The 19,800-nt window shown below is 68.8% G+C and carries 17 protein-coding genes, 1 tRNA gene and 2 pseudogenes; 12 read left to right on the forward strand and 8 right to left on the reverse strand.

Annotated elements, in window-relative coordinates:
- Window positions 1–4: 4 nt before the first annotated feature.
- Both ACX12L_RS00220 and ACX12L_RS00225 read left to right on the forward strand, forming a co-directional pair.
- A pseudogene (locus ACX12L_RS00220) lies at window positions 5–193 on the forward strand (dienelactone hydrolase family protein); the annotation flags it as partial.
- A 116-nt stretch (window positions 194–309) separates the two neighbouring features.
- Window positions 310–1,116 carry a ZIP family metal transporter gene (locus ACX12L_RS00225; RefSeq protein ID WP_459260712.1) on the forward strand — a complete coding sequence of 269 codons (807 nt, stop codon included), beginning with the start codon at window positions 310–312 and terminating at the stop codon, window positions 1,114–1,116.
- A gap of 308 nt (window positions 1,117–1,424) precedes the next feature.
- Here the strand turns inward: ACX12L_RS00225 and ACX12L_RS00230 are convergent, their stop codons facing one another.
- Genes ACX12L_RS00230 through mfd form a run of 4 tightly spaced genes read right to left on the reverse strand, consistent with a single transcriptional unit; the run spans window position 1,425 to window position 7,144 of the window.
- Complete coding sequence (locus ACX12L_RS00230; RefSeq protein ID WP_459260713.1) at window positions 1,425–2,168, reverse strand: LytR/AlgR family response regulator transcription factor; 744 nt, start codon at window positions 2,166–2,168, stop codon at window positions 1,425–1,427.
- Window positions 2,169–2,224: 56 nt separating this feature from the next.
- Complete coding sequence (serB, locus tag ACX12L_RS00235; protein ID WP_459260714.1) at window positions 2,225–2,953, reverse strand: phosphoserine phosphatase SerB; 729 nt, start codon at window positions 2,951–2,953, stop codon at window positions 2,225–2,227.
- A 36-nt stretch (window positions 2,954–2,989) separates the two neighbouring features.
- Window positions 2,990–3,664: a hypothetical protein gene (locus ACX12L_RS00240; RefSeq protein WP_459260715.1), complete on the reverse strand. Its 675-nt coding sequence runs from the start codon at window positions 3,662–3,664 to the stop codon at window positions 2,990–2,992.
- Between the two features lie 3 nt (window positions 3,665–3,667).
- Complete coding sequence (gene mfd / locus ACX12L_RS00245) at window positions 3,668–7,144, reverse strand: transcription-repair coupling factor (RefSeq protein ID WP_459260716.1); 3,477 nt, start codon at window positions 7,142–7,144, stop codon at window positions 3,668–3,670.
- Window positions 7,145–7,222: 78 nt separating this feature from the next.
- Here mfd and ispD point away from each other — a divergent pair, with 78 nt between their 5' ends.
- Entirely contained in the window at window positions 7,223–8,065 is an 843-nt protein-coding gene (gene ispD, locus ACX12L_RS00250; protein ID WP_459260717.1) for a 2-C-methyl-D-erythritol 4-phosphate cytidylyltransferase, read from the forward strand.
- Between the two features lie 17 nt (window positions 8,066–8,082).
- Complete coding sequence (gene ispF, locus ACX12L_RS00255; RefSeq protein WP_459260718.1) at window positions 8,083–8,565, forward strand: 2-C-methyl-D-erythritol 2,4-cyclodiphosphate synthase; 483 nt, start codon at window positions 8,083–8,085, stop codon at window positions 8,563–8,565.
- 3 nt (window positions 8,566–8,568) lie between these two features.
- Here the strand turns inward: ispF and ACX12L_RS00260 are convergent, their stop codons facing one another.
- Both ACX12L_RS00260 and ompR read right to left on the reverse strand, forming a co-directional pair.
- Complete coding sequence (locus ACX12L_RS00260; RefSeq protein WP_459260719.1) at window positions 8,569–10,068, reverse strand: sensor histidine kinase; 1,500 nt, start codon at window positions 10,066–10,068, stop codon at window positions 8,569–8,571.
- Between the two features lie 86 nt (window positions 10,069–10,154).
- Window positions 10,155–10,886, reverse strand: coding sequence for an osmolarity response regulator transcription factor OmpR (ompR, locus tag ACX12L_RS00265; RefSeq protein WP_459260721.1), 732 nt, complete (start codon window positions 10,884–10,886; stop codon window positions 10,155–10,157).
- A gap of 208 nt (window positions 10,887–11,094) precedes the next feature.
- Between ompR and ACX12L_RS00270 the strand changes: the two genes are divergently transcribed.
- The gene (locus tag ACX12L_RS00270) at window positions 11,095–11,811 is read left to right on the forward strand and encodes an SIMPL domain-containing protein (RefSeq protein WP_459260722.1); all 717 of its coding nucleotides are present in this window, start codon (window positions 11,095–11,097) and stop codon (window positions 11,809–11,811) included.
- A gap of 60 nt (window positions 11,812–11,871) precedes the next feature.
- Here the strand turns inward: ACX12L_RS00270 and ACX12L_RS00275 are convergent, their stop codons facing one another.
- Entirely contained in the window at window positions 11,872–12,654 is a 783-nt protein-coding gene (locus ACX12L_RS00275; protein ID WP_459260723.1) for a 3-hydroxybutyrate dehydrogenase, read from the reverse strand.
- 69 nt (window positions 12,655–12,723) lie between these two features.
- Here ACX12L_RS00275 and ACX12L_RS00280 point away from each other — a divergent pair, with 69 nt between their 5' ends.
- The 7 genes and pseudogenes from ACX12L_RS00280 (at window position 12,724) to rimO (ending at window position 19,347) form a co-directional block, all read left to right on the forward strand.
- Window positions 12,724–13,665, forward strand: coding sequence for an alpha/beta fold hydrolase (locus tag ACX12L_RS00280; RefSeq protein WP_459260724.1), 942 nt, complete (start codon window positions 12,724–12,726; stop codon window positions 13,663–13,665).
- A 29-nt stretch (window positions 13,666–13,694) separates the two neighbouring features.
- Entirely contained in the window at window positions 13,695–15,911 is a 2,217-nt protein-coding gene (locus ACX12L_RS00285; protein WP_459260985.1) for a RelA/SpoT family protein, read from the forward strand.
- A 58-nt stretch (window positions 15,912–15,969) separates the two neighbouring features.
- A tRNA-Val gene (locus ACX12L_RS00290) sits at window positions 15,970–16,046 on the forward strand.
- 408 nt (window positions 16,047–16,454) lie between these two features.
- The gene (locus tag ACX12L_RS00295; protein WP_459260725.1) at window positions 16,455–16,670 is read left to right on the forward strand and encodes a hypothetical protein; all 216 of its coding nucleotides are present in this window, start codon (window positions 16,455–16,457) and stop codon (window positions 16,668–16,670) included.
- 68 nt (window positions 16,671–16,738) lie between these two features.
- A pseudogene (locus ACX12L_RS00300) lies at window positions 16,739–17,041 on the forward strand (RNA recognition motif domain-containing protein); the annotation flags it as partial.
- A 322-nt stretch (window positions 17,042–17,363) separates the two neighbouring features.
- Window positions 17,364–17,903: a polyhydroxyalkanoate synthesis repressor PhaR gene (phaR, locus tag ACX12L_RS00305; protein ID WP_459260726.1), complete on the forward strand. Its 540-nt coding sequence runs from the start codon at window positions 17,364–17,366 to the stop codon at window positions 17,901–17,903.
- A gap of 52 nt (window positions 17,904–17,955) precedes the next feature.
- Window positions 17,956–19,347 (forward strand): 30S ribosomal protein S12 methylthiotransferase RimO, encoded by a 1,392-nt coding sequence (gene rimO, locus ACX12L_RS00310; protein WP_459260727.1) that lies wholly within the window; start codon window positions 17,956–17,958, stop codon window positions 19,345–19,347.
- A 57-nt stretch (window positions 19,348–19,404) separates the two neighbouring features.
- Here rimO and ACX12L_RS00315 read toward each other — a convergent pair whose 3' ends face one another.
- Window positions 19,405–19,764 carry an FKBP-type peptidyl-prolyl cis-trans isomerase gene (locus tag ACX12L_RS00315; RefSeq protein WP_459260729.1) on the reverse strand — a complete coding sequence of 120 codons (360 nt, stop codon included), beginning with the start codon at window positions 19,762–19,764 and terminating at the stop codon, window positions 19,405–19,407.
- Between the last annotated feature and the right edge of the window lie 36 nt (window positions 19,765–19,800).

A 19,800-nucleotide genomic window follows, 5' to 3' on the forward strand; every position in this document is an offset into this window, starting at 1 on the left:
TGACAACACGATTGATAAGATGAAAGCTGCCCTCGCGCAAGGCTCATCCGCCGCGAAGGCCTCGGAGTTCGTGGTCTATCCGGACGCGCCCCATGCCTTCCATGCGGACTACCGCCCGAGCTACCGCAAGGAGGCGGCGCAGGATGGCTGGCAGCGCATGCTGGCCTGGTTCAGGCGCAACGGCGTAGCGTGAGCGGCGTCCGGGATGCAGCGACGGCAAAAGCCCCTCGGGGCTTTTTTTGATGGCGCGTGTTTTTTGTTTTAAGAGAGAAATAAGCGTTTCCCCAATAGGGACAAGCGCGAATAGCTATGACATTGGTAGCAATCATTCTGGCCACCCTGGCCGCAGGCATTGGCAGTGTGTGGCTGGCGGCGGCGCTGCTGCGCGTGGGCCTGGGTGGGCGCGGGCGCGTGGGGCCGCAGCATCTGCTGAGCCTGGCGGCTGGTGCGCTGCTGGCCACGGCCTTCATGCTCATCCTGCCCGAGGCCTTCGAGGGCGAGGCCAGCGCGCGCAACCTGTTCGCCACGCTGCTGCTGGGGCTGGTGTTCTTCTTCCTGCTGGACAAGGCAGAGCTGTGGCACCACGGCCACGAGCACAGCCCGGGCGAGCAGCACATCCACGGCCATGCCCATGCGGCGCACGATCACCGGCACCACCATGGGCATGGCGGCTGGTCGCTGCTCACGGGCGACAGCGTGCACTGCTTTGGCGACGGGGTGCTGATCGCCTCTGCCTTCGTGGCCGACATGCGCCTGGGCGCGGTGGCCGCGCTGTCGGTGCTGGCGCACGAGGTGCCGCACCACATCGGCGACCTGGTGGTGCTGCGCCACAGCAGCCGCCACCGCAATGCGGCCCTGCTCAAGGTGTCGTTGGCCGGTGCCGTGACGGCCCTGGGCGGCTTCGTGGGCTACTACCTGGTGGGCCTGTGGGACGGGGCGCTGCCGTACTTCCTGGCCATCGCGGCCAGCAGCTTCATCTACGTGGCCCTGGCCGATTTGATTCCACAGCTGCAAAAGCGCCTGACGGCCGCGCAGACGCTGGTGCAGATTGCCTGGCTCGCGGCGGGCATGGCGGCAGTGGCCGTGGTCGGCGAGCTTGCACACCACGGGCATTGAACCTGGAAACGGCAGTTGACCGCTTGCCATCTTCTTGAAAGCCGCGCCATACTTGAACTCGCTGGCTCCGATCACGCTCGCCTTTTGGGTGACAGCGCCATGCACTTGTCGGCACCGCTCTCGGCGTGCCATGCGGCGTTGCTCCGCCTTGCCTGGCACGCCAATAGCGGCACTGGCAAGCGCATCCAACTGCCGTTTCTAGGCTGAAACGGAGCGCCCCGCCAGGGCGGCGCGGCGGCTCTGGCCTGTGCGGCGCCAGCTTCTCCGATGGTCCCTGCCTGGTTATCCGATCGAATGCAAATCGGCGCTCATCCGGCCAGCGCCTCGCGCACCGCGGCCATCTGGCGGCGCGAAACGGGCAGGAGCTCGGCCAGCCCGTGCAGGCGCACGGCCCAGCCCTCGCCCTCGGCCTCGTCGTAGTGCTTTTCCAGCGCGCGCATGGCGCGGCGGGCCACGAGGGTGCTGCGGTGCACGCGCAGGAAATGCGCGGCGTGGCGCGCCTCCAGCTCCGACAGCGCGTCGTCCACGATGAAGCTGCGCGTGGCGGTGCGCACCGTGACGTACTTCTGCTCGGCGCGCAGGTACAGCACGTCGGCCAGCGGCACGCGCTCGGTGCGGCCGCGCTCCTGGATCAGCAGGGCCTCGCCCTCGGGCGGCTGCGCCGCCTGCGCGGACGCGCCCTGGCCCGTGGCGCGCCGGACCTTCGCCAGGGCCTGCTGCAGGCGCTGCAGGCGCACGGGCTTGGTGAGGTAGTCCACCGCGTCGAGCTCGAAGGCCGACAGCGCATGGTCCGCGTGCGCGGTGACGAACACGATGGCCGGCGGGTGCGGCAGGCGCCGGATCTGGTGCGCCAGCGCCAGGCCGTCCTGGCCCGGCATGTGGATGTCGAGCAGCACCACGTCCACGGCCCGGCCGCCGCTGATGGCCAGCTGCGCCAGCGCGTCGGCGGCGTGGGCGGCCTCCGCCACCGTGTGGCGCGCATCGCAGTCGCCCAGCAGGGTGCGCAGGCGGCTGCGCGCCAGGGCTTCGTCGTCCACGATGAGGATGTGCATACGTATCGGCGGCTATCCGCGGCGCATGAAGCCGGCGCGGCGCGGCCCCGCCTGCCTCATTTCAGTATTTCCAGCAGGCGGTCCAATCCCCCCTGGTTGATGGCCACCTGGGCCTGGGCGCGCACTGCGGGCTTGGCGTGGTAGGCCACCGACAGGCCGGCCGCGCCCATCATGGGCAGGTCGTTGGCGCCGTCGCCCATGGCGATGCACTGCTCGGGCTCGATGCCCAGCAGCGAGGCGACCTCGAGCATGGTGCGGCGCTTTTCAAGGCCATCGCAGATGTCGCCCCAGGCCTGGTCCACCATGCGGCCCGTGAGCTCGCCGCAATTGGTGCTGCTGCGCACCTCCAGCACGTTGGCGCGCGCGAAGTCGATGCCGAGCTGCTCGCGCACGCGGTGAGCAAAGAAGGTGAAGCCGCCCGAGACCAGCAGGGTCTTGAGCCCCGCCGCCCGGCAGGCGCGCACCAGCTCGGCGGCACCCGGGTTGATACGCAGGCGCTCGCCGTAGACGCGCTCCAGGTCGGCCATGGTCACGCCCTTGAGCAGCGCCACGCGCCGGCGCAGGCTTTCCTTGAAGTCGGTGATCACGCCCTGCATGGCGGCCTCGGTGATGGCCGCCACCTCGGCCTTGCAGCCGACGAAGTCGGCGATCTCGTCCACGCATTCGATGTTGATCAGCGTGGAGTCCATGTCGAAGGCGATGAGCTTGTAGTTCTTCAGCGCCAGCGGCGGCGTGATGCCCTGCACGACGAGGCCGGGGGCGATTTCGGTGGGAGTGGAACGCATGGGGCAGCGGGAGCGGGTAAAAAAGGGGATTGTCGTTCAGGGCCGGGGCAGGTAGATCTGGTCGGACCAGGTGGCCAGCCATTCGGGCTTGAAGGCCACGAACACCGCGCACAGCATGCCGGTGACCACGGCGTCGCCCCAGGCCATGAGCCAGCGCGCCACCAGCGACAGCTGCTCGCCCACGCCCGGCAGCACGTGGCCGGTCCATTGCGACAGCGAGCCGGCCACGAACATGCATGCCGCCGTGCCCAGGAAGGCCCGGCCCAGCACGTAGACGAAGGGGCGCACGCCGTCGAGTGCGTGCGTGCCGGCGCCGCGCCGCAGCAGCGCGCCCAGCGGCAGCGCCAGCGTGGCCGGCACCACGCCCTGCCACACGGCCAGGCTCAGGGCGTCGGCCCATGACAGGCCGGGCGAGACCAGCGCGGCGATCGCCCCCACGGCCAGCAGCACGGGCACGGCCAGCGGCCAGCCCAGCATGAGCAGCACCAGGCAGGCGCCCGACCATTGCAGCTGCAGCGGCATGTGGTGCAGCGTGGGCAGGGCCCAGGCCCAGGGCAGGATGACCAGGGTGGCCAGCAGCGGCGTCCACAGCGCGGAGGGAGCGCCATGCGTCTCGTGCGCCAGGGGCTCGCGGCTGCCCAAAAGCCGCCAGGGCCTGAAGGCCAGCGCGATGGCCAGGGCGAGCAGGGCGAATGCGGCTTCGAGGACCATGGCTCAGGCCGCCTGCGCCGCTTCGGCCGGCGGCTGGCCCAGGCTGCGCAGCACGTCGCGCACCATCTGCGCGCGCGCGGTGGCCTCGGGCAGTTCGCGCTCTATGCGCAGCTTTTCGTTGCCGGCCAGCTTGATGTGCCGGTTCTTCTGGATGAGCCCGATGATGGCCATGGGGTCCACCGGAGGCCGGGGCTTGAAGGTGATGTGGATGATGCCGGGGGCCGCATCCACCTTGACCACGCCGTAGGGCGCGCTGAGCACGCGCAGGCGGTGCACGTCGATCAGCGTCTGCGCCTGCGGCGGCAGCTTGCCGAAGCGGTCCACGATCTCTTCGAGCAGCGCGTCGATCTGGTCGCTGGTGCGCGCCGTGGCCAGCTTCTTGTAGAACGACAGGCGCAGGTGCACGTCGCCGCAGTAGTCGTCGGGCAGCAGCGCGGGCGCGTGCAGGTTGATGTCGGTCGCCGCCTGCATGGGCGCGAGCAGGTCGGGCTCCTTGCCGGCCTTGAGGCAGCGCACGGCCTCGGACAGCATTTCGTTGTAGAGCTGGAAGCCCACCTCCAGCATGTTGCCGCTCTGGTTCTCGCCCAGCACCTCGCCGGCGCCGCGAATCTCCAGGTCGTGCATGGCCAGGTAGAAGCCGCTGCCCAGCTCCTCCATCTGCTGGATGGCGTCCAGGCGCTGCTGGGCCTGCTTGGTCAGGCCGTCCATGTCGGGCACCATCAGGTAGGCATAGGCCTGGTGGTGGCTGCGGCCCACGCGGCCGCGCAGCTGGTGCAGCTGGGCCAGGCCGAACTTGTCGGCGCGGCTGATGAGGATGGTGTTGGCGCTGGGCACGTCGATGCCGGTCTCGATGATGGTCGAGCACAGCAGGATGTTGTAGCGCTGGGCCACGAAGTCGCGCATGACCTTCTCCAGCTCGCGCTCGGGCATCTGGCCGTGGGCCACGGCGATGCGCGCCTCGGGCAGTATTTCCTCCAGCTTCTGGCGCCGGTTCTCTATGGTCTCGACCTCGTTGTGCAAAAAGTAGCACTGGCCGCCGCGCTTCAGTTCGCGCAGCACGGCCTCGCGGATCACGCCCGTGCCCTCGTTCCTCACGAAGGTCTTGATGGCCAGGCGGCGCTGCGGCGCGGTGGCGATCACGGAGAGGTCGCGCAGGCCCTCCAGCGCCATGCCCATGGTGCGCGGGATGGGCGTGGCCGTGAGCGTGAGCACGTCCACCTCGGCGCGCAGGGCCTTCATGGCCTCCTTGTGGCGCACGCCGAAGCGGTGTTCCTCGTCGATGATGAGCAGGCCCAGGTTCTTGAACTTGGTCGATTCGCTGAGCAGCTTGTGCGTGCCCACGACGATGTCCACCGTGCCATCGGCGATGCCCTTCACGGCTGCGGTGATCTCCTTGCCCGAGCGGAAGCGCGAGACCTCGGCCACCTTCACGGGCCATTTGGCGAAGCGGTCGCACAGCGTGCGGTAGTGCTGCTCGGCCAGCAGCGTGGTGGGCGCGAGGAAGGCGACCTGCTTGCCGCCCGTCACGGCGACGAAGCAGGCGCGCAGGGCGACCTCGGTCTTGCCGAAGCCCACGTCGCCGCAGACCAGGCGGTCCATGGGGCGCGGGCTGATCATGTCCTGCACCACGGCGTGGATGGCGGCGTTCTGGTCGGCCGTTTCCTCGAAGCCGAAATCGGCGACGAACTGCTCGTAGTCCTGCGGCGCGTAGCGGAAGGCGTGGCCCTGGCGCGCGGCGCGCCGGGCGTAGATGTTGAGCAGCTCGGCCGCCGCGTCGCGCACTTGTTCGGCGGCCTTGCGCTTGGCCTTCTCCCACTGGCCGCTGCCCAGCTTGTGCAGCGGCGCCTCGTCGGCCGACACGCCGGTGTAGCGGCCGATGAGCTGCAGCTGGCTCACGGGCACGTAGAGCACGGCCTTGTCGGCGTATTCCAGGTGCAGGAACTCCTGCGGCGCCGGGCTGCCGTCGGGGTTTTTGTTGCCCACGTCCATGCTGACCAGGCCGCGGTAGCGCCCTATGCCGTGCTGGTTGTGCACCACCGGGTCGCCCACTTTCAGCTCCGACAGGTCCTTGATCAGCGCCTCCACGTCGCTGGCCTGCTCCTGCTTCTTGCGCCGGCGGGTGGTGGCGCCCTGGGCGAACAGCTCGGTCTCGGTGACCAGGTCCAGGCCTTCCTCGATCCAGGCGAAGCCCGTCGCCAGCGCCGCCGTGGCAATGCCCACGCGCTCCCCGGGCGTGGCCTGGAACTCGGCCAGCGAGTCGAACGCCGGCGGATTCAGGCCCGAGGCGCGCAGGAAGTCCAGCAGGCTCTCGCGCCGGCCGTCGCTTTCGGCCAGCAGCAGCACGCGCTGCGCCGTGGCGCGGATGTGGGCCTGCAGCCGCGCCAGCGGGTCCTCGGCGCCGCGTGCCACGGACAGGTCGGGCAGCTTCTGGAACCGGGCGTTGTCGGCCACGTCTTCCACGCCCGGGCGCAGCGACAGCTGGGCGTGCGGCTTGGCCTGCGCGTAGAACTGGTCGGCCGAGAGGAACAGCGCCTCGGGCGGCAGGGTGGGGTGGTCCGGGTCGCCCTGGATCAGGCGGTAGCGCTCGCGCGTGTCCTGCCAGAAGCGCTGGAAGGCGGTCTCCAGGTCGCCGTGCAGCACCACCGTGGCCTGTTCGCCCAGATAGTCGAACACCGTGGCGGTCTCGTCGAAAAACAGCGGCAGGTAGTACTCGATGCCCGCCGTGGCCACGCCGTTGCCCATGTCCTTGTAGATGCGGCTGCGCGTGGGGTCGCCCTCCAGCAGCTCGCGCCAGCGCTGGCGGAACTTGGCGCGCGCCGCGTCGTCCATGGGGAACTCGCGCCCGGGCAGCAGCCGCACCTCGGGCACGGGGTACAGGCTGCGCTGGCTGTCGGGGTCGAAGGTGCGGATGGAGTCGATCTCGTCGTCGAACAGATCCACGCGGTAGGGCTGCGGCGAGCCCATGGGAAACAGGTCGATGAGCCCGCCGCGCACCGCGTATTCGCCGTGGCCCACCACCTGGGACACATGCTGGTAGCCGGCCAGGGTCAGCTGCGCGCGCAGCTTGGCTTCGTCCAGCCTTTGCCTGACCTTGAAGTGGAAGGTGTAGCCGGCCAGGAACGCGGGCGGCGCCAGGCGGTACAGGGCCGTGGTGGCGGGCACCAGCACCACGTCGGCCTCGCCCTGGGAGATGCGCCACAGCGTGGCCAGGCGCTCGCTGATCAGGTCCTGGTGCGGCGAGAAGCTGTCGTACGGCAGTGTCTCCCAGTCGGGAAACAGCGCGCAGCGCAGCCCGGGCGCGAAAAACGCCATCTCGTCGATGAGGCGCTGCGCGTCCGATGCGTCGGACGTGACGATGGCCGTGCAGCGGCCGGCGGCCTTCTCGCGCTCGCCCAGGCGGGCCAGCAGCAGGGCGTCGCTGCTGCCCGCGGGGCGGGGCAGGGTGAAGCGTTTTCCGGGGGAGAGTTTGGGCAGGTCCATGCGGGAGGTGTCGCCTGGATAGGTGCGCGATGCGCCTCGGCAGGCTTGTGGCAACCCGCGATTTTAGAATGCCCACCCATGACCGACCTGTTGCCCGCCTACAACCCTGTCCGCCACGTGCCCGGGCGCTTTTGGGCGCTGCTGCCCTGCGCGGGCACGGGCACGCGTGCCTTGCGCACGCAGCCGGGCGCGGGCGCCGTGCTGCCCAAGCAGTACCAGGTGGTCGCCGGCCAGCCCATGGTGCTGCACACGCTGGCGGCCTTTGCCGGCGTGGCGCGGCTGGCGGGCACGCTGGTGGCCGTGGCGCCGGGCGACGGGTTCTTTGCGCAGCACACGCATCCGGCCTTCTTCGCCGTGCCCTGCGGCGGCGCCACGCGCGCCGACACGGTGTTGGGCGGCATCAAGGCCCTGCAGGCGCGCGGGGCGCTGGACGAGGACTGGGTGCTGGTGCACGACGCCGCGCGCTGCCTGGTGGCCACGGCGCAGATCGATGCGCTGATCGACGCCTGCCAGCACGACAGCGTGGGCGGGCTGCTCGCGCACAAGCTGGCCGACACGCTCAAGACCGCCACGGACGGGCCCGGCGGCGTGCGCGTGGCCTCCACCGTGGACCGCAGCGACAAGTGGCTCGCGCAGACGCCGCAGATGTTCCGCATCGGCGCGCTGCGCCGCGCGCTGGAGCATGTGGGCGTGGGGGCCACCGACGAGGCCAGCGCCATGGAGGCCATGGGCCTGCACCCGCGCCTGGTGCCCGGCGGCGCGCAGAACTTCAAGGTGACCTACCCGGACGACTTCGCCCTGGCCGAGGCCGTGCTGGCCCAGCGCATGCACGGTGCCACGCTGGATCGATTCGGCGGCGCGCGCGGCGCGGCGGCCAGCGAGCCGGCGCAGACCTTTTTTTCCTCCACAACACCGCGCTAGCGGCGAACGGAACGAGCATGGATTTCAGGATTGGCGAGGGTTGGGACGTGCATGCGCTGGTGCCCGGGCGGCGCCTGGTCATCGGCGGCGTGGAGATTCCCCATGCGATGGGGCTGCTGGGGCATTCCGACGCCGACGTGCTGCTGCACGCCATCACCGATGCGCTGCTGGGCGCGGCGGCCCTGGGCGACATCGGCAGCCATTTCCCCGACACCGATGCGCGTTTCCGCGGCGCCGATTCCGTGGCGCTGCTCACCGAGGCCGCGCGCCGCGTGCGGGAAAGGGGCTACGCCATCGGCAACATCGACAGCACCGTGGTGGCGCAGGCGCCGCGCCTGGCGGCCCACATACCGGCCATGCGCGAGCGCATCGCCGGCGCCCTGGGCCTGCAGGGCGACCAGGTGAACGTGAAGGCCAAGACGGCCGAGCGCCTGGGCCCCGTGGGGCAGGGCCTGGCCATCGAGGCGCGCGCCGCCGTCTTGCTGGTGCGCCGCGCTTGACGCCTATACCGGCCGCTTCGGCAGGTCTGCCGTAGGCGGCAGGTGGCGCTTGACCTGCGGGCGCTGCAGGCGCTGCTGCGGGTCCTGCCCCTCGGGCAGGTCGGTGGCGCGCTGCAGCTGGATGTGGGCCACGAGCCCGCCCGAGGCCGAATTCGCCAGCGCGAAGATGCCGCCCATGCGCTGCACGGTCTTGTCCACGATGGACAGGCCCAGGCCCGCGCCCGCGGCCGCCGTGCGCGCCGAGTCGCCGCGGAAGAACGGCTTGGTCAGGTTGGCCAGCTGCTCCGGCGGCGCGCCGGGGCCATGGTCGCGCAGCTTGATCAGCACCCATTTCTCGCGCGCCTTGGCGGCGATGTCCACGGTGGTGATGCCGGTTTCGCGGTTCTTGCCGTAGCGGCGCGCGTTCTCCAGCAGGTTGGAGATCACGCGCGCCAGCTCCACTTCGTCCGCCATCGCCATCAGGTCCTCGGGCACGTTCATGGTGATCTGCAGCTCGCGGTGGTCCTGCACCGCGTACACGCAGGAGGACACCACGCCATGCAGGTTGACGGGGCTGAGCGCCACGGTGTCGGGACGCGCGTAGTCGAGGAACTTGTCGATGGTGGCGTCGAGCTGCACGATGTCGGCCACCATGTGCTCGCGCGCCACCTCGTCGGTCACGCTCATCTCGGTCTCCAGGCGCAGGCGCGCCAGCGGCGTGCGCAGGTCGTGCGAGATGCCGGCCAGCATCACGGCGCGGTCCTGCTCCAGCTTGGCGAGCTTCTGCGCCATGCGGTTGAAGCCGATGTTGACCTCGCGGATCTCGCTGGTCACGGCCTCCTCGTCGAGCTGGCCGGCGGCGAAGTCGCCGTCGCGCACGCGGTTGGCGGCGTCGCTGAGCTGCTTGAGCGGGTGGTTGATGAGCCGCGCGATGATGGCGGCGCCCGCCAGCGACAGCGCGCCCACGATGATGAGCCAGACCAGCCAGGTCTTGCCGCCGGCCGTGGACAGGCGCGAGCGGTCCATGAGCAGCCAGTTGGGGTCTCCGTTGATGATGAAGCCCACCCACAGGCCGTTCTCGCCGTTGACGCTGCTGGCCACGATGGTGCCCGGCCCCAGCCGCTGCGTGAGCTCCTCGGTCAGGCGCTGCCCCAGGGCCGAGGGCGGGAGCAGCTCGAACTTGTCCTTGGGTTCGCGCGGCAGGATGCGCACGCCCTCCTGGTCCGCCATGGTCTTGAGCAGGGACACACGGGCGATGGCGTCGGAATGCACGAGCGCCGCGCGGCTCAGGTTGACCATGGAGGCAATCTGCTGCGCCGTCTGCAGCGTGCGCGGCTCGAACTCCAGCGCGCGCAGCGTCTGCACCCAGGCCAGGATGCAGCCCACCAGCAACAGCGCCAGCAGGAAGAAGGTACGCCAGAACAGGTTCAGCCCCACGCGCGAACGCTGGGGCCGGCGGCTGGCCGAGGCCTCCAGCGGCGCCGGGCTGGTGGCGTCCGAAGGCATGTCGTGGGTGGCGTTCATGGTGGTGGCGGCATGCTGGGGCGCGGCGCCCGCAGGGCGGCCGCGTCCTGTGTCCGTCTGGTCAGGTGTGATGGCGACCCGCGGGATCAGTTCGTGCCGTCCGGCACGAACACGTAACCCACGCCCCAGACGGTTTGGATGTAGCGCGGCGCGGCGGCATCCACCTCCACGAGCTTGCGCAGGCGCGAGATCTGCACGTCCAGGCTGCGGTCGAAGGGCTCGAACTCGCGCCCGCGCGCCAGCAGCGCGAGCTTCTCGCGCGACAGCGGCTGGCGCGGGTGGCGCACCAGGGCCTTGAGCATGGCGAACTCGCCCGTGGTCAGAGGCAGCTCCTCGCCGTTCCTTTGCAGCGCGCGCGTGCCCAGGTCGAAGGTGAAGGGGCCGAAGGTCACGACCTCGTTGTCGCCCGAGGGGGCGCCCGGCGCCTCCTGCGGCGGGCGGCGGCGCAGCACGGCGTGTATGCGCGCCAGCAGCTCGCGCGGGTTGAAGGGCTTGCCGAGATAGTCGTCGGCGCCCACCTCCAGGCCCACGATGCGGTCCACGTCCTCGCCCTTGGCGGTGAGCATGATGATGGGCGTGCGGTCGCTGGCCGCGCGCAGGCGCCGGCAGATCGACAGGCCGTCCTCGCCGGGCATCATCAGGTCGAGCACGATCAGGTCCACGGTCTCGCGCAGCAGGATGCGGTTGAGCGCCTTGCCGTCCTCCGCCACCATGACTTCGAAGCCTTCCTGCGTGAGATAGCGGCGCAGCAGGTCGCGGATGCGCGCATCGTCGTCCACCACGAGGACCTTGTCGGTGCGGTTGGTTGTTGAAGCCATGCTGTCTTTCCCCAGTCCAATTTGTAACAGAGCCGATTTTGACCAGCTTGTGGACGGAAATTCGCGTTTCCCCTTAGGGTCTGACCAACTGTTACAGGTTTTGCGCTGCAGCGCAACGACGCCGACCGGTGTTCAATGACGATGCCCGGCGGGGGCGGCCGGCATTCGCCGATCAGGCCTGCATACCGAGGAAGGAACGAGAGAGAATATGAAGAAAACTTTCAAAACCATAGCTGCCAGCGCTTTATTGGCGGGCGCTACAGCCGTTTTTGCCCAAAACATATCGATCGCTGTGCCGCAGAACGTGCTGCAGTTGTCGGCCTCCGGAACGGTCGAGGTGCAGCAGGACCTGCTGGTCCTGACGCTGGCCGCCACGAGGGAAGCGCCGGAGGCGGCGGCGGTGCAGGCGCAGCTGCAGCAGGCCCTGGATGCCGCGCTCGCCGAGGCGCGCCGCGGCGCACAGCCGCAGCAGATGGACGTGCGCACGGGGGCCTTCGGCATGTACCCGCGCCATGGCAAGGACGGCAAGATCGCCGGCTGGCAGGGGCGCGCGGAACTGGTGCTGCAGGGGCGCGACTTTGCGCGCATCACGGGCACGGCCGGCAGGATCCAGGGCATGGCGATCAGCCAGATCGCCTTCGACCTGTCGCGCGAGGCGCGCGCAAAGGTCGAGACCGAGGCGCAGTCCAAGGCCATCGAGGCCTTCAAGGCGCGTGCCACCGAACTGGCGCGCGGTTTCGGCTTTGGCGGCTACGACTTGCGCGAGGTGAGCGTGAACAGCAACGAGATGGCTCCCGGTCCGCGGCCGCGCATGCTGGCCATGGAGGCCAAGGCGGCATCCATGGCCGCCGACGCGCCGGTGCCGGTGGAAGCCGGCAAGGCCCAGGTGGTGGTGAACATCTCGGGCTCGGTGCAACTGCGTTGATTCGGGCAGCCAGCCTCCTGCAATAGTGCTGGCAGCTATTAGGAATCGTGGCGGCAGCGCTTACTGCGCGACCCAGCCGCCGTCCATGTTCCAGGCCACGCCGCGCACGTTGTTGGCGGCGGGCGAGCAGAAGAACACCGCCAGATCGCCCAGCTCCTCGGGCGTGGTGAACTGCATGGAAGGCTCTTTTTCGCCCAGCAGGACCTTCTTCGCTTCTTCGTTGGACACGCCTAAAGCGGCAGCCTTGGCGTCCACCTGCTTCTGCACCAGGGGGGTGAGCACCCAGCCCGGGCAGATGGCGTTGCAGGTCACGCCCGTGGTGGCGTTCTCCAGCGCCGTCACCTTGGTCAGGCCCACGATGCCGTGCTTGGCCGCCACGTAGGCCGACTTCTGCGCCGAGGCCACCAAGCCGTGCACCGAGGCCACGTTGATGATGCGCCCCCAGTTGTTCGCCAGCATGCCCGGCAGGGCCAGGCGCGTGGTGTGGAAGGCGCTGGTGAGGTTGATGGCGATGATGGCGTCCCAGCGCTCGGGCGGGAAGTCCTGCACGCTGGCCACATGCTGGATGCCGGCGTTGTTCACCAGGATGTCCACGCGGCCGAACTGGGAGGCGGCGTACTTGAGCATGTCCTCGATCTCGGCGGGGCGGCTCATGTCCGCGCCGTGGTAGGCCACACGGGCCCCCGCGGCCTGGCCCTCAGCCAGCACCTCGGCCCGGGGCCCGTCCACGTCGCCGAAGCCGTTGAGCACGATGTTCGCCCCCTGGCGTGCCAGGGCCTTGGCGATGCCAAGGCCGATGCCGCTGGTGGAGCCGGTGACGAGGGCGGTTTTACCGTTCAGCATGAGAGTTTCTCCGAATGAATTAGGATGCAGCCCAGGCATTATCGAGTGCTGCATGGCGGTACCGTTTCCATGATTGAACCTACGCTGAAATACGTACCGTGCCCGGGCCCCGCGGCCGCCGGCGCCACCGCACAGGAAGGCCATCGCATGGCCTATTGGGAGTGGAACGACACGGGTGATCCCCGCCACCCCCACGTGATCGTGTGCGCGCATGGCCTGTCGCGCCAGGGGCGCGACTTCGACACGCTGGCGCGCAGGCTGTGCCGCCACGCGCGCGTGGTCTGTCCCGACGTGGCCGGGCGCGGCCACAGCGACTGGCTGGCGGACCCCATGGATTACCAGCTGCCCGTGTACGCGGCCGACATGCTGGCGCTGCTGGGCCAGCTGCAGCAGCAGGCTCCCATCGCCACCCTGGACTGGGTGGGCACGAGCATGGGCGGGCTGCTGGGCATGGCCATCTGCGGCGTGCCCGACCTGCCGCTGCCCGTGCCCGTGCGGCGCCTGGTGCTCAACGACGTGGGACCATGCCTCGAATGGCAGGCGCTCCAGCGCATCGGCCAGTACCTGGGCCAGCCCGTGCATTTCGATTCGCTGCAGCAGGCGGCCGATGCGCTGTGGGCCGTGTCCAGCAGCTTCGGGCCGCACACGCCGCAGGAGTGGCTGGAACTGTCGCGCGCCATGGTGCGCCCCGCGCCCCAGGGCGGCTTCGTGCTGCACTACGACCCGGCGATCGCCGTGGCGTTTCATGCGCTGACGCCGGAGGCCGCGAGCGCGGGCGAGCAGCAGATGTGGCAGCTCTACGACCGGATCACGGCGCAGGTCCTGCTGCTGCGCGGCATGCAATCGGACCTGTTGTCGCCACGGACGGCGCAGCAGATGACCGCGCGCGGGCCCCGTGCGCGCCTGGTGGAGTTCGCCGGCGTGGGCCACGCGCCCACGATGGTCCATGACGACCAGGCCGAGGTGGTCGCCCGGTTCCTGCTGGACGGGCAGGAGGAGCCTGCAGCATGAGAAGCAGCTTCATCGGCCAGACGCCACCCATGGCGCAGGCTGGGGGCGCTGCGGCGCGTCCCGACGGCGTGCCGCAGCTCATCGCGGCCACATCGCAGGTCGAGGAGGCGGAGCATGCCGACGCCCTGGTGCGCGCCCGGGCCTTCGCAGAGCCCCTGCTCATCGGCGAAACGCTGGAGACCGGGGAGAACATGCTGGCCCATGCGGACGCGGTGGCCGCCATCCTCAGGAACCTGGGCGGCTCCGAGACCATGCAGGCGGCGGCCTACCTGGTCTACACCTGCGAGCACCTGAACAAGCCCGAGGAGGTGATCGGCAAGGCCTTCGGCGGCAACTTCGCGGCCCTGGCCGTGGAGACCACCAAGCTCATGCGCGTGCAGCTGCAGGCGCGCGAGGCGCAGGTGGCAGGCCTGCAGGTGGACGATGCGGCCACGCAGACCGAGAACGTGCGCAAGATGCTGCTGGCCTTCTCGCGCGACCTGCGCGTGGTCATGCTGCGCCTGGCCTCGCGCCTGCAGACGCTGCGCTACTACGCGGCCACCAAGCGCCCGGTGTCGCCGGCCATCGCGCGCGAGGCGCTGCAGGTGTTCGCCCCTCTGGCCAACCGCCTGGGCATCTGGCAGATGAAATGGGAGCTGGAAGACCTGGCCTTCCGCTTCCTGGAGCCCGACACCTACAGGGAGGTGGCGCGCCTGCTCGACGAGAAGCGCGTGGAGCGCGAGCTGTACATGGAGCAGCTGCGCAGCAGGCTGGAGTCCGAGCTGCGCGCGCACAGCATCAGCGCCACCGTGTCCGGCCGGCCCAAGCACATCTACAGCATCGTCAAGAAGATGCGCGGCAAGTCGCTCGACTTCGACCAGGTGTTCGATATCCGCGCGCTGCGCGTGATCGTGCCCAGCGTCAAGGACTGCTATGCCGCCCTGAGCTGGGTGCACAGCCAGTTCACCTCCATCGAGGCCGAATTCGACGACTACATCGCCAAACCCAAGCCCAACGGCTACCAGTCGCTGCACACGGTGGTGCGCGACGAGGCCGGCAGGGCCATCGAGATCCAGATCCGCACCCAGGCCATGCACGACCATGCCGAGCACGGCGTGGCCGCGCACTGGGCCTACAAGGAGGCAGGCACCAAGGGCTATGCCGGCGTGTCGGCCAGCAGCGACTACGACGCCAAGATCGCCGTGCTGCGCCAGCTGCTGGCCTGGGAGCGCGACCTGGTCGGCTCGGCCAGCCGCAGCGGCCTGTTCGAGGACCGCATCTACGTGCTGACGCCGGATGCCGCGGTGGTGGAACTGCCCCAGGGCGCCACGCCCGTCGATTTCGCCTACGCGGTCCACACCAACGTGGGCCACCGCTGCCGCGGCGCGCGCGTGGACGGGGCCATGGTGCCGCTGAACACGCCGCTGCAGAACGGCCAGACGGTGGAGATCAGCACCGTGAAGGAGGGCCGCCCCTCGCGCGACTGGCTCAACCCCGATCTGGGCTACCTCACCAGCAACCGGGCCAAGGCCAAGGTGCGCGCTTGGTTCAATGCCCAGGCGACCCACGCGACGGTCACGCGCGGGCGCGAACTGGTGGAAAAGCTGTTGCAACGCGAGGGCAAGACGGCCATCAAGCATGACGACCTGGCCGTCCAGCTGGGATTCAAGTCCGCCGACGCACTGTTCGAGATGGTGGGCAAGGACGAGCTGTCGCTGCGCTCCATAGAGGCCCTGCTGCGCCCGCCCGAGCCGGTGGCGCAGGAGCCCGACCTGCTGGTCAGGAAGGCGCGCACGGCCGATGGCGCGCACAAGGGCGGCGTGCTCGTGGTCGGCGTGGATTCGCTCATGACGCAGCTGGCCAAATGCTGCAAGCCCGCGCCGCCCGACGACATCCGCGGCTTCGTCACGCGCGGCAAGGGCGTGAGCGTGCACCGCTCCGACTGCCGCAACTTCCACGAAATGGCCGCGCGCAACGCCGAGCGCGTGATCGACGTGCAATGGGGTCGGCCGCGGAGCTTGCCGGCGGAGGCGGCCGTCTATCCCGTGGACGTGGCGGTGGAGGCATCGGACCGCCAGGGCCTGCTGCGCGACATCTCCGAGGTGTTCGCGCGCGAGAAGACCAACGTGATCGGCGTGCAGACCCAGTCCGTGAAGGGCACGGCCTGGATGACCTTCACCGTGGAGGTGTCCGACGCCGGGCGGCTGAACAAGGTCCTGGGCATCGTCGCCGGCGTGCAGGGGGTGCGCTCGGCGCGCAGGCGCTGAGCCGTTTTCTTTCTGGGCGGTTTTTTGCTGCTATACTTTCGCTTTCTCGAACGATCACAGGCGCGTAGCTCAGCTGGTTAGAGCACCACCTTGACATGGTGGGGGTCGTTGGTTCGAGTCCAATCGCGCCTACCAATGAAATCAACGGGTTGCAGCGGCTTCGCTGCGACCCGTTTTTCTTTCTGGGCTGGCAAGGCGCACACCTCGGAGACTTTCGAGCCGGCTTCGCCATCGAACAATATGCTCTCTTTTGAATAAAAGTTTGCTTGTTTTGATTTGTGAGGCATAATGCGCCGATGCGCTGCCCACTGCTTGCCTTGGCAGCGCCCGACTGACAGCACTCCCATCGCCTGTTCTGCCGCACTTCCAGCGAAGTCCGTCGGCTGTCACTCCTTCTTTCGCGGCGAGCTCATTGCGGATCCCCACCTTCTTTTCCGGATCTGCCCGAGCCCTCCCTGTGCCATGGCGCCGCAGGGATTTTTCTTTCCCCCCTTTGACCCCTGACGGGACGCCTTACTGGCGAAGATCCCCCGTCAGTCCGCAATGCTTGAAAAACAAAACGCAGAGTGCGTAGGCAACTACGTTGTCACGCCGCTCACCAAATCCACCAGTGCCGGTGTTGCCGCCTCGGTTTCCATCCGCCGGGGAATGTACGACCGGATCTTCCGGTTCGTCCCCCACTTTGCCTGCGATGCGCAGGCGGTGCAGTACGCCTTGGCCCAGGGCCGCAGCATGGTGCTGCAGGGCCAGCTGGGCTGACTGGCTTCCATTTCCTCTCCGTGGCTGGCCCCGAGTGGCCGGCCCTTCACTCCGAAAGAAAGACATTTATGAACAATCGACTCTATGTAGGCAACCTGGCCTATTCTGTCCGCGACGAATCGCTGGTCCAGCAGTTCTCCCAGTTCGGCTCCGTCACCTCCGCGAAAGTCATGATGGAGCGCGATACGGGCCGCTCCAAGGGCTTCGGCTTCGTCGAAATGGCCAGCGGTGCCGAGGCGCAGGAAGCCATCAACGGCCTGCACGGCAAATCGGTCGATGGGCGCGCTTTGACGGTGAACGTCGCACGCCCCATGGAAGCCCGGCCGAGCTTTGGCGGTGGCGCCGACCGCGGCGGCTATCGCGGCAGCCGCTACTGACATCATTGAATGGGGCGCAGCCACGGCTCTCGCCGTGGCGCCCGTTGCCCGGTTCTGGGCGTAAAGCCTTCAAACGCATCAAGCCGCCGAACAGGCGGCTTTTTCATCGCCGGGCCGTCCCAAGATGGAAAGCGGCCCCCTTGGGGGCAGCGACCCGCGCAGCGGTGGAGCGTGGGGGCCATTTTTCGTTGATGCATGTCGCGCAAGGGCAATGTGGATGTCGCGATCAGGGTATTCCTGCGCGTGGCGTAGGCATGGCCTGCCTAGAATCTGCTGCACTGCAATACGAGCCGGACCACGACCGGAGGAGCCACCCGTGCCAGACCAGAACCCCGCACCTGACGCCAAGCCCGTGCAGCGCGTCATCAAGAAGTACCCCAACCGCCGCCTGTACGACACCTCCACCTCCACCTACGTCACGCTGGCCGAGGTCCGGCAGCTGGTGATGAATGGCGAGACGGTCGCCGTGCGCGATGCCAAGAGCGGCGAGGATCTCACGCGCAGCATCCTGCTGCAGATCATCCTGGAGGAGGAGGCCGGCGGCGCGCCCATGTTCAGCGAGGCGGCGCTGGCTAACATCATCCGCTTCTACGGCCATGCCATGCAGGGCTTCATGGGCGCCTATCTCGAGAAGAACGTGCAGATGTTCACCGAGATCCAGGCCAAGCTGGCCGAGCAGACGCAGGGCCTGACGCCGGAGATGTGGTCGCAGTTCATGAACCTGCAGTCGCCCATGATGAAGGGGCTGGTGGGCAATTACGTCGAGCAGTCGCAAACCATGTTCCAGCAGATGCAGGAGCAGATGCAAAAGCAGACCGAGCAGGTGCTTGGCGCGTTCGGCATCAAGAAGCGCTGACCGAAACGCCGACAAAAGCGCCGACTTCTGCCGAATTGAGACAATGCGGGGGATGAGCGAAGCACTCTCCCCCACAAAGACCCCCAAGATCGGCTTCGTCAGCCTGGGCTGCCCCAAGAACCTGACGGACTCCGAACTCATACTCACGCAGCTGAGCGCCGAAGGCTACCAGACCTCCAAGACCTTCGAGGGCGCGGATCTGGTCGTCGTCAACACCTGCGGCTTCATCGACGATGCCGTGCGCGAGAGCCTGGACACCATTGGCGAGGCGCTGGCCGAGAACGGCAAGGTGATCGTCACCGGCTGCCTGGGCGCGCGCGCCGACACGGCGGGCGGCAACCTGGTCAAGGGCGTGCACCCCAGCGTGCTGGCCGTGACCGGCCCGCATGCCGCGCAGGAGGTGATGGAGCACGTGCACCAGCATTGCCCCAAGCCGCACGACCCCTTCATCGACCTGGTGCCGGGCGCGTTCGGCGAGGCCGGCATCAAGCTCACGCCGCGCCACTATGCCTACCTGAAGATATCCGAGGGCTGCAACCACCGCTGCACCTTCTGCATCATCCCGTCGATGCGCGGCGACCTCGTGTCGCGCCCGATCGGCGGCGTGCTCCAAGAGGCCAGGGCCTTGTTCGAGGGCGGCGTGAAGGAACTGCTGGTGGTGAGCCAGGACACTTCGGCCTACGGCGTGGACGTGAAGTACCGCACGGGCTTCTGGGACGGCAAGCCGGTCAGGACGCGCCTGCTGGAACTGGTGAAGGCCCTGGGCGAGATCGCCAGGCCCTACGGCGCCTGGGTGCGCCTGCACTATGTCTACCCCTACCCGAGCGTGGACGACATCATCCCGCTCATGGCGCAGGGCCTGGTGCTGCCCTACCTGGACGTGCCGTTCCAGCACAGCCACCCCGATGTCTTGAAGCGCATGAAGCGCCCGGCCAGCGGCGAGAAAAACCTCGAGCGCATCCAGCGCTGGCGCGAAATGTGCCCCGAGCTGGTGATACGCAGCACCTTCATCGCGGGCTTTCCGGGCGAGACGGAGGAGGAATTCGAGCACCTGCTGCAGTTTCTGCGCGAGGCGCAGATCGACCGCGCCGGCTGCTTCGCCTACAGCGACGTGAAGGGCGCCGCCGCCAACGACCTGCCGGGCATGCTGCCCATCGGGCTGCGCGAGGAGCGCCGCGCGCGCTTCATGGCCGTGGCCGAGGAAGTCTCCACCGCGCGCCTGCAGCGCCGCGTGGGCCAGACCCTGCAGGTGCTGGCGGACAAGGCCGTGGGCCTGGGCAAGAAGGGCGGCGTGGGCCGCAGCTGGGCCGACGCGCCCGAGATCGACGGCCTGGTCCACCTGCTGCCGCCCGAGAAGATCAGCAAGACCTACAAGGTGGGCGACTTCGTCAAGGCGCGCATCGTGGGCACGCAGGGGCACGACCTGGTGGGCGTTCCCGTCTGACGAAAAAAAGGAGCGTGGGTCCACCACGCTCCTTTTGCGGTTGGGGGCAGGGCGCCGTCAGCCGCCCACGGCCAGCAGCTCCACGTCGAACTTCAGCGTGGCGTTGGGCGGGATCACGCCGCCCGCGCCGCGCGCGCCATAGCCCAACTCGGCCGGGATGATGAGCGTGCGCTGGCCGCCGATCTGCATGCCCTGCACGCCCTCGTCCCAGCCCTTGATGACCATGCCGGCGCCGAGGGGGAATTCGAAGGGGTCGTTGCGGTCGCGACTGGAGTCGAACTTCGCCCCCTGCTGGCCGTCCTGGTAGAGCCAGCCCGTGTAGTGCACGCGCACCGACTGGCCGCGCGCGGCCTGCGCGCCCGTGCCCACGACGGTGTCTTCGTACTGCAGGCCGGAGGCGGTGGTGGTGAAAGCCATGGTGATTCCTTCGTTTGCTTCAAAAATAAGAACTTC

It is taken from the genome of Alicycliphilus sp. T452 (genome assembly GCF_054512775.1).